This is a genomic window from Psychrobacter sp. Ps6 (assembly GCF_022129235.1).
Taxonomy (GTDB): Bacteria; Pseudomonadota; Gammaproteobacteria; order Pseudomonadales; family Moraxellaceae; genus Psychrobacter.
Map to the genome: position 1 here is coordinate 1 of NZ_JADQAI010000047.1, position 2971 is coordinate 2971.

3 protein-coding genes and 1 pseudogene are annotated in these 2971 nt (G+C 39.9%); all 4 read left to right on the top strand.

What is annotated here, in order from left to right; genetic code table 11:
• Positions 1-24: 24 nt before the first annotated feature.
• Complete coding sequence (locus I3255_RS13515; protein WP_154140799.1) at positions 25-330, top strand: PTS sugar transporter subunit IIB; 306 nt, start codon at positions 25-27, stop codon at positions 328-330.
• Positions 331-534: 204 nt separating this feature from the next.
• A complete protein-coding gene (locus I3255_RS13520; RefSeq protein ID WP_238039272.1) occupies positions 535-1857 on the top strand; it encodes a PTS sugar transporter subunit IIC in 1323 nt (440 codons plus the stop codon).
• 13 nt (positions 1858-1870) lie between these two features.
• Positions 1871-2218, top strand: coding sequence for a PTS lactose/cellobiose transporter subunit IIA (locus tag I3255_RS13525; protein ID WP_154140801.1), 348 nt, complete (start codon positions 1871-1873; stop codon positions 2216-2218).
• 30 nt (positions 2219-2248) lie between these two features.
• Positions 2249-2971: pseudogene (locus tag I3255_RS13530) on the top strand (6-phospho-beta-glucosidase); the annotation flags it as partial.

Here is a 2971-nt window from a genome sequence, read left to right on the forward strand (position 1 = left end):
GAGAGAATAAAAAAGGAATGAAACATGAATAAGATTTTACTTTGCTGCGCTGCTGGAATGTCTACAAGTATGCTGGTTAAAAAAATGGTCGAAGCGGCAACAGTTTCAGATTTGGATGTTCAAATCAATGCGATCTCAATTGCGGATATAGAAGAACAACTCCCTCATTACGATGTTGTTTTACTCGGTCCACAAGTGAAGTATGAGCTGGCTCGAATTGAAGAATTGGCTCGTCCACTAAATAAGCCTGTGGATGTTATTAACATGATGGACTACGGAACTATGCGTGGTGATAAAGTATTACAGCACGCCCTCTCTCTTATTGAATAACTCTACTTATCAATAAATAAGCACTGCTTTTATACATCATAAAGATAAGTTTATTTTCATTATTTAACCTTAATAAATAATATTCAACTTCACTTATCTCATCGACATATTATTTCGTTCTGATTGATGAACCCATTATTCAGATCCCAATACGAGTACTGTTCATATAAGTACTCGTAGGCCTTTTACATCTAGGAGTTTCGTATGGGCCTTTACACATCAATGATGCAAATAGTTGAAAAACATATTGCTCCTATTGCCGCAAAAATAGGAAGTCAGCCCCATATTATTGCTATTCGTGATGGTTTTATTTCAGCAATGCCTTTTTTAATTGTTGGCAGTATTATGCTGATCGTTGCCAATCCCCCCTTTGATGCAGATACCACCTCTTCTTTCGGTCAACTCTGGGTGAGTTTTGCTAAAAATAACTGGGATACCATCACTATGCCATATTTTATGACAATGGGATTGATGGGAATCTTTGTCAGTTTAGGTACGGCATACAGCTTAGCAAAATATTATAAATTAGATGGTTTGACAGCTGCGATGCTCTCCCTAATGGCATTTTTACTAGCAGCGGCCCCTCAAGTAAACAACACCATGTCCATGGATTTCTTAGGCGGTGAAGGTGTATTTACAGCCATCATCTGTGCTTTATGGTCTGTCGAACTGATTCATTTACTTAAAAAATATAACATTACTATCAAAATGCCAGAGCAAGTTCCCCCGGCGATTGCTCGTTCTTTTGAATTGCTCTACCCCGTTATCGGAATCATGCTAACGGTATATCCAGTCAGTTTATTTTTACAAAGTGAGTACAGCCTTTTACTCCCTGCAGCTATTATGAAACTCTTCCAACCATTAGTTGCAATGGGCGATACCTTACCCGCTATCTTAATTGCATTATTAATTGCCAATCTACTTTGGTTTGCAGGTATTCATGGCGATAACATTGTAACGGGTCTTCTAAACCCTATTTTTATGGCAAATCTAGCTACAAATGCCGCATTAATGACAAAAGGGATGGCAACAACTCAAGTTCTAACCGCACCTTATTGGTCTTTTTACATCTGCGTTGGTGGTTCAGGTTCAACGTTAGTTTTAGCTTTCTTATATTTACGTAGTCGCTCAGTCCATTTAAAAACCATTGGTAAACTCAGCGTTATTCCAGCCATTTTCAACATCAATGAGCCTTTAATTTTTGGTTCTCCTATTGTAATGAACCCTCTGATGTTCTTTCCATTGATCATCATCCCTATGGTCAATGCCACTCTTGCCTACTTTGCACTGCACCTCAATTTAGTGCAAAAAATGATTGCAATGGCTCCTTGGACAACACCAGCTCCAATTGGCGCCATGATTTCAGCAGCCTGGGATTACAGGGCATTTATTTTGGTTCTTGTTTTAATGCTAGTCGATACCGTCCTCTGGTACCCGTTCTTTAAAGCTTATGAAAAGCAACTTACTGATCAGGAGCAACTCGATAGCACAGCAGAAACAACAACCATGAAAGCATCATTAAATTAAGAAGGATTTTACTATGACAACATTTACAACAACGGCTTCTATTGATGAATCGACATTAGAAGCAATGATCATGGAATTATTAGTGACATCTGGTCATGCTCGTAGTTGCGCCCTACTAGCCATTCAAGCGGCAAAGAAAAATGAGCAAGAACAGGCTCAACTACTACTTAACGATGCAAAAGATGCCATTAATGATGCGCATAAAATTCAAACAGAGCTCATCGGTGTCGACGAAGGATGTGGCAAGCTACCTGTCACCCTTATTACTGTTCATGCCCAAGATCACTTGATGAATGCCATGGTTATTTACGATTTAGCACAAGATGTTATTGAGTTATATCGTCGTACCGCTCATCTATAACACGTCATTGATAAGCAAAAGGAACATATTATGAATACAGCAAAAATTGCCATTATCGGTGGCGGCAGCAGTTACACACCAGAATTGATTGAGGGTATTATTCAGCGCTGGCAGCAAATTCCACTACATGAAATTGCATTAGTAGATATTGAGCAAGGCCGTAATAAAGTCGAGACTATTGCAGGGCTTACTCGCCGAATGCTTGATAAAAATGGCCTTGAACAAGTGACTGTCAGTGTTCATTATCAATTAGACCCTGCCATCAAAGGTGCCGACTATGTTCTAACCCAATTTAGAGTAGGTCAACTACCTGCACGCGCTGCAGACGAACGTTTAGGTCTAAAATATGGGCTGCTAGGCCAAGAAACAACAGGGGTGGGCGGTTTTGCTAAAGCACTACGTACCATTCCGGTGATGATCAACATAGCAAGAAAAGTAGAACAACTCGCCCCTAACGCTTGGATTATTAATTTTACGAATCCAGCAGGCATTGTGACAGAAGCGGTATCGCGATTTACAAAAGCTAAAATTATCGGTCTATGTAACGTTCCTGTTACTATGCATCATATGATTGCGACTATGTTACAAGCCGATTTTGCCGATGTTCAGCTTCGTTTTGCGGGCTTAAACCATATGGTATGGGCACACCAAGTCATGCTTAAAGGAGAAAATGTTACAGCGAAAGTCATAGAACTTTTGTGTGATGGCGCCGCGTTAACGATGAACAATATTAAAGAAGAAGCGTGGGATCCT

Bases quoted from the DNA above. Each gene is read 5' to 3' on its own strand.
- I3255_RS13520 (WP_238039272.1), top strand. From the start codon at position 535: ATGGGCCTTTACACATCAATGATGCAAATAGTTGAAAAACATATTGCT.
- I3255_RS13525 (WP_154140801.1), top strand. From the start codon at position 1,871: ATGACAACATTTACAACAACGGCTTCTATTGATGAATCGACATTAGAA.
- I3255_RS13515 (WP_154140799.1), top strand. From the start codon at position 25: ATGAATAAGATTTTACTTTGCTGCGCTGCTGGAATGTCTACAAGTATG.